The sequence below is a fragment of the Aeromicrobium sp. genome, from assembly GCF_049586495.1.
Taxonomy (GTDB): domain Bacteria; phylum Actinomycetota; class Actinomycetes; order Propionibacteriales; family Nocardioidaceae; genus Aeromicrobium.
Window position 1 is genome coordinate 1 of the sequence record NZ_JBAVCB010000159.1, and the last position, 6,062, is coordinate 6,062.

Below are 6,062 nucleotides of genomic sequence, written 5' to 3' on the forward strand. Positions count from 1 at the left end.
CGTCGGACTCGTGCAGCTTGGCCAGCGCGTCGTCGACCAGGCGCTGGGCCGAGTCGCGAGCAGTGCTGCGCGACTCGGCCTCGAAGCGCAACCGGTCCAACGTGTGCTGGGCGGCGGTGAGATCCTGCTCGGTCTGGCCGATCGCGGCCTGGACCTCGATCAGGCTCTGCGAGTCGGACGAGCCACCGGAGGCAAAGTGCTTGCCCAGCAGGTCGCCGTCGCGGGTCGCTGCCGTGACGTCCGGGGCGTGATCGACCAGATCGCGCGCGCGGTCGAGGTCATCGACGACGGCAACCTTGAACAGCAGCCGGCGCAGCGCGCCCTGCAGCGCGACGGGGGCCTCGACGACGTCGATCGCGTACGTGGCGTAGTCGGGCAGACCAGGCCAGGTGGAGTCGTCGACGTCGCCGCCACCGAGCAGCATGCCGGCGCGGCCGAGGTCTTCGGACTTGAGCTTCTCCAGCGCCGTGACCGCAGTGGAGACCTGATCGACTGCGACGGCGTCCGATGCGCTGCCCAGCGCAGAGGCGATCGCCGACTCGTAGCCGTCGCGAACCGACAACAGTGCTGCAACCGACCCGAGGAGGCCACTGATCTCGCCGGTGGCGGCCAGCAGCGCACCCACTCCGTCCTTGCGCTCCAGACCGAGCTCGAGTGCTTCTCGTCGCGCCTGCAAGGCAGCCTGGGCGCGCTTGGCGTCCTGCTCCTGCGCCGACAGCGCACTCAGCTCCACAGTCAGTCGCTCCAGATCCGCCTCAGCCGTTTCAAGCTCCGCATCGAGCCCCGACTCTCCGACATCGAGGCCAGCGATCTGGTTCTCGAGTCCAGTGAACTCACGCTGCGCCGATGCGGCACGGTGCTCGACCTCCGCCTTGGCAGTCGTCAGTCGGCCGATCTCCTGCTCGGCAGCCGTGGCTCGACTGCGCAGCGCGTTCACCTGGCCGTGGAGTCGGGCCAGACCTTCGCGTTTGTCCGCGGCCGCGCGCAGCAGTCCGGCGAGCTTGCGCTCTTCCTCGGCGTAGGCCGCTTCGGCCTCGGTGCGCTCGCCGATGACGGTCTGCAGAGCCGCCGTGGCTGTCGACACGCCCGCCCCGAGCTCGACGAGCTGTTCGCGAGCACGACGCGCATCGGCCTCGAGCTCTTCGGGATCGCGGCCCGTGGTGTGGTCGTCAGACTCGACGGCGGCCAGCCGGATGCGTTCGGTGGCCAGCCCTGCGGTACCGCGGAAGCGCTCCCGCAGACCCGAGAGGCTGTACCAGGTCTCCTGGGCGGCGGATAGGCGTGGCGAGTCCTCGCGCAGCTGATCCTCCAGCTCCGTTTCGCGCAGGCGCGCGTCGGCGACCGCCTGCCCCACGTGGTGACGGCGCTCCTTGAGAGCCGTCTCGTCAGCGAGCTCCTCGGCGATGACTGTCTGGGCGCGCACGACGTCATCGGCGAGCAATCGGGCGCGCGCATCGCGCACTGCTGCCTGGATGCCCGCCGCGCGCCGAGCCACCTCGGCCTGACGGCCTAGCGGTTTGAGCTGGCGGCGCAGCTCGGTGAGCACATCGTTGAGTCGGGTCAGATTGCCCTGCGTCGAGTCAAGCTTGCGGAGCGCCTTCTCCTTGCGCTTGCGATGCTTGAGGACGCCCGCTGCTTCCTCGATGAATCCGCGCCGCTCCTCGGGCGTGGCCCGCAGAACGCTGTCGAGCTGCCCCTGGCCGACGACGACGTGCATCTCGCGGCCGATGCCGGAGTCGCTGAGCAGTTCCTGCACATCGATCAGCCGGCACGTCGCGCCATTGATGGCGTACTCGGACCCTCCGTTGCGGAACATCGTGCGCGAGATCGTGACCTCGGCGTACTCGATCGGCAGCGCGCCGTCGGAGTTGTCGATCGTGAGGACGACCTCGGCGCGACCAAGTGGCGGGCGGCCGGCCGTGCCGGCGAAGATGACGTCCTCCATCTTGCCGCCGCGCAGCGACTTGGCTCCCTGCTCGCCCATGACCCAGCTGAGCGCGTCGACCACATTGGACTTGCCTGATCCGTTGGGACCCACGACGCAGGTGATGCCCGGCTCGAACTGAAGAGTCGTCGCCGAGGCGAACGACTTGAACCCACGAAGCGTGAGGCTCTTCAGGTACACGGGAATCCTCCGTACAGGCTGCACTCGTTCCGGCAGGGCTGATGCCTGAGAGTCACCCTAGTGCGTCGCCCGGGGGGTCAGAGGGACCTGTGCGGCACGCGACGCGCGGCGCGGCGGATGCCGCGCAGATCAGTGTGCAGCAGGTTCGAGCAGGTCGCCCGCGGTCACGGGTTCGATGTGCTCACGCACGGCGGCGAGCAGGCCGTCGTTCTCGATCTTGAGCCGCAGAACCTCGGCCTCGAGATCAGCGATGCGGCGATGCATACGCGCGGTCTCGCGCAGCTGGTCTGAGGTGGGTCCGCCGACGAAGCCGATGAGTGCTTTGGCCATGACAGATCTCCAGCAATTGGACGGTGAAACACAGGCTGTGGGGAAGTGCAGAAATCGACGTCTGCGTCTGTCATTGTCCCACCGCCGCCTCGGAGGGTCAAATGACTTCCAGGGGAACCTGTCGAGCCCCACGCCGAGCCGCGAGCACCGGACACCACGGGGCCCAGATGAGTTCTTGCGCTCATGACGCGTGACCCGGACGTCGGATCGGAGTAGGTTCGGCCTCACCGAAGCTCCGGCTCCTTGTCACATCATTCTCAGGAAGGCCCGCCATGTCACGTGACCAGAAAGTGGACCTGCTCTCGCAGGTCTCGCTGTTCGCCCGCTGCTCGACCAAGGAGCTCAAGCACATCGCTTCGCTTGTCGATCAGGTGGCAGTGCCTGCCGGGCGCGCGTTGATCACCGCCGACAGCACGGGCCAGGAGGCCTTCGTGGTCGTCGAGGGCGAGGCCGACGTCACCGTGGATGGCACCATCATCAACACGGTCGGAGTGGGCACCTCCATCGGCGAGATGTCGCTGTTGGACCACAGTCTCAAGCGCAGCGCCACCGTGACCGCGAAGTCCGACATGCAGCTGCTGGTGGTCGGACCCCGCGAGTTCGACGCGCTCATCTCCAAGCATCCCGACGTGTTGCGCGGGATCGCCGCCGAGCTCGCCCGCCGCCTGCACGATGCGACCCATCGACCGTTGGGCTGATCACGGGCGTTCGTCCACCTCCTAGGCTGACCTCATGGACCAGCCGACGACGCCCGCCAGCGACCTGTTCAGCTCGCCGACCGGCGCATGGACACGGGTCTCCCCGGCTCTGGCGACGATGCACCGCATCACGCTGACGGTTCCCGCGGTGATCATGGGGGTCGTTGCCGTGGGACTCGCGCTCGTGGTGCCGCAGCTGTCGTGGATCCCGTGGCTGGTGGCCGCTTCTTCTGTCGTCGGCGCGATCGTCTCGTACGTGTGGGCGGGCCGCAGCCAACGCGCGTGGGGTTACGCCGAGAACGAGGAGGACCTGCTGGTCACGTCGGGCGTGATGTTCAAGCGGCTCGTGGCTGTGCCGTACGGGCGCATGCAGTTCGTCGACGTGCAGGCCGGCCCCCTCCAGCGATCCTTCGGTGTCGCCACCGTCACCTTGCACACCGCCAGCGCCGAGACCGCCTCGAACATTCCCGGTCTGCCAGCGGCCGAGGGGACCCGGCTGCGCAACCGGCTGACCGAGCTCGGCGAGTCCAGGGGCGCTGGTGTCTGAACCCAACATCACCCCGACCGAGGCAGTCGGGCTGCGCACGCACCCGCTCACCGCCCTGGTGCAGGGCGCGCTGTGGTCGATCGGCGGCGCTGTCGCACTGATCGGTTCCACCGTGTCCGGTGGCGGCTGGGGCGACATGGGTCTGTTGATCAGCACCGGGATCGCGATCGTCGGTGGCCTCGTGTTCGGTCTCGGGTTCGGCTACCTGACCTGGTACTTCACGCGCTACATCATCGACGGCACCGAGCTGCGCATCACGAGCGGCGTGCTCACCAAGTCCTCCCGTCGCATCCCGTACGAGCGCATCCAGTCCGTCGACATCGCCGAACCGCTGGTCGCGCGGCTGTTCGGCCTGGCCGAGCTGCGCATCGAGATGGCTGGTGGCAGCAACTCACGCACGACACTGCGCTTCCTCGAGCTGGCCGACGTCAGGGAGCTGCGCAGCGTGCTGCTGGCCCGAACACACGGCCAGGACCTGGAGGAGTCGGCGCACGGCGATGAGCAGCGGTCGCTGATCACGCGCGTCCCGCCACAGCGCATCATCATCGGCACTCTGCTGTCATTGGATCTCGCGTTCGCGGTAGTGGGCCTGATCGCCGCCGTCGCGGCAGCAATCTGGTTCGATCAGTTCCTCGTGGCCCTCGGCGGTCTGCTCCCCTTCGGCTCGACGATTCTGCAGATCCTCACCAAGCGAGTGATCGAGCAGTGGGACTTCCAACTGTCCCGCGGCGAACGCGGCCTGCGCATCGAACGAGGGTTGTTGTCCCGCACGTCGCAGACCATCCCGTTCGACCGCGTGCAGGGCATCGCGATCAAGGAGCCGGTCGTGTGGCGTCGATTCGGCTGGCAGCGGCTCGAGGTCGACGTCGCCGGGTATGCGGGCCATTCCGACGACGACGGCTCGTCATCGGTGTCGACCCTGCTGCCCATCACTGATCCGCTGCTGGCTGCGGCCATCATCGCCGAGCTGATCCCCGGCACCCTGATCGAGCCGGAGGTGCGCACCGCTGCACCATCACGTTCCTGGATCTTCGCACCGATTGGCTGGCGGTACCGCTGGGCTGGCGCCGACCGGGCTGCCTTCATCGCTTCCGAGGGCTGGATCGAGCGCACCACCAGCTTGGTCCCCCACCACAAGACCCAGTCGGTCGAGCTGCGCCAGGGTCCGCTGCAGCGGCGCCGCGGGGTCGCCACGGTCGAGGTCCACTCCCCTCCCGGACCGGTCGATGCCGACGCCTCGCACCTCGACGCTGCGGCGGCCCGGGCGATGTGGGAGCAGCAGCTTGATCGGATCTGATCAGGCGTACGGCGCCGTGCTGAGATAGCGAAGGCCGGAGTCGACGGCGATGGTCACGACATGGGCGTCGGATGGAAGCGTCGCTGCGACTCTGAGGGCTGCGATCACGTTCGCTCCCGTCGACGTACCGGCGAAGATCCCTTCTTCCGCCGCCAGGCGACGGGCCATCTGCTGTGCGTCGTCACTGCCGACCTGCTCGATCGAGTCCACCAGCTCCGGCTGCCACAGCGGCGGGATGAAACCGATGCCGATCCCCTCGATGCGGTGAGCGCCGGTGGGATCGCCAGACAAGACCGCCGACTCGGCGGGCTCGACCGCCACCACACGGACTGCCGCAGCGGCGTCGTGGCCAAAGCCCTCGGGGACACCGTGGATCGAGTGGGCGGTACCCACGGCGTGGACGAAGGCGTCCACTCGCCCGCCAGCCTGGGTCCAGATCTCCCTGCCCAGTGAAAGGTAGCCACGTACTGCGTCACGATTGTTCAGCTGGTCAGACCACCAGTGCCCGGGCCGCGCGCTGATCTCCTCGGACGTGGCGATCATCCGCTTGATGAGGTCTTCGGTGATGCGACCGCCGTCGCTCGGTTCGTCCGTGATCTCTGCACCGAGAGCGAGCATGGTCTTGCGCTTCTCGACGCTGAAGGCATCCGAGAAGACGACGTGCAGCCGAAAGCCGAGCGCCGCACACACCAGGGCGAGCGAGACACCCGTCGTGCCGGCCGTGTACTCGACGACGGTGCTGCCGGGAGGAAGCCGGCCGTCTGCGGCAGCGGACCGAATCACCTCGATCGCCATGCGGTCCTTCATCGACCCGGTGGGATTCGAGGGCTCCCACTTGAGGAGGATTCGCGCTCCAGCGTCGGGCACGACACGGCGAAGCTCCACCATGGGAGTACCACCGATGGCGGCCAACACCCCGGGAGGCCGACTCCACTGAAAGGGTTCCATCAGTTCAGTAGACACCTCCGGGCTCCATGTGAGAAGCCGTTGGCGGTGGCCAGTTGAACGGGTCCACGGCGCCGGCCGGTGGGCTCGACGCGTGCCCGTGTCACCCGCCGCTGGTGC

At 68.0% G+C, this 6,062-nt stretch carries 6 protein-coding genes; 3 read left to right on the plus strand and 3 right to left on the minus strand.

Annotated elements, in window-relative coordinates; genetic code table 11:
• Positions 1-2,125, minus strand: a 2,125-nt coding sequence (locus WB508_RS08485) for a chromosome segregation SMC family protein (RefSeq protein ID WP_423844450.1), incomplete at its 3' end; no start/stop codon positions are given.
• Positions 2,126-2,254: 129 nt separating this feature from the next.
• The gene (locus WB508_RS08490; protein ID WP_423844451.1) at positions 2,255-2,455 is read right to left on the minus strand and encodes a hypothetical protein; all 201 of its coding nucleotides are present in this window, start codon (positions 2,453-2,455) and stop codon (positions 2,255-2,257) included.
• 272 nt (positions 2,456-2,727) lie between these two features.
• On the opposite strand from WB508_RS08490, the gene WB508_RS08495 reads away from it, so the two are divergent.
• From WB508_RS08495 to WB508_RS08505, 3 genes are read left to right on the plus strand one after another with little or no spacing between them, the layout of a single operon-like run.
• Positions 2,728-3,153, plus strand: coding sequence for a Crp/Fnr family transcriptional regulator (locus WB508_RS08495; protein ID WP_423844452.1), 426 nt, complete (start codon positions 2,728-2,730; stop codon positions 3,151-3,153).
• A 34-nt stretch (positions 3,154-3,187) separates the two neighbouring features.
• Positions 3,188-3,700, plus strand: a complete 513-nt coding sequence (locus tag WB508_RS08500; protein ID WP_423844453.1) for a PH domain-containing protein — start codon at positions 3,188-3,190, stop codon at positions 3,698-3,700.
• The gene (locus WB508_RS08505) at positions 3,693-4,997 is read left to right on the plus strand and encodes a PH domain-containing protein (RefSeq protein ID WP_423844454.1); all 1,305 of its coding nucleotides are present in this window, start codon (positions 3,693-3,695) and stop codon (positions 4,995-4,997) included. The genes WB508_RS08500 and WB508_RS08505 overlap by 8 nt, the downstream gene beginning before the upstream one ends.
• On the opposite strand, the gene WB508_RS08510 is transcribed toward WB508_RS08505, so the two are convergent.
• On the minus strand, positions 4,998-5,945 hold the full coding sequence (locus WB508_RS08510) for a PLP-dependent cysteine synthase family protein (RefSeq protein ID WP_423844455.1): 948 nt from the start codon (positions 5,943-5,945) through the stop codon (positions 4,998-5,000).
• Positions 5,946-6,062 lie beyond the last annotated feature (117 nt).

What these genes read in the sequence shown, in the direction of transcription:
- WB508_RS08490 (WP_423844451.1), bottom strand. Translation starts at nt 2,455, where the DNA reads ATGGCCAAAGCACTCATCGGCTTCGTCGGCGGACCCACCTCAGACCAG.
- WB508_RS08495 (WP_423844452.1), top strand. Translation starts at nt 2,728, where the DNA reads ATGTCACGTGACCAGAAAGTGGACCTGCTCTCGCAGGTCTCGCTGTTC.
- WB508_RS08500 (WP_423844453.1), top strand. Translation starts at nt 3,188, where the DNA reads ATGGACCAGCCGACGACGCCCGCCAGCGACCTGTTCAGCTCGCCGACC.
- WB508_RS08510 (WP_423844455.1), bottom strand. Translation starts at nt 5,945, where the DNA reads ATGGAACCCTTTCAGTGGAGTCGGCCTCCCGGGGTGTTGGCCGCCATC.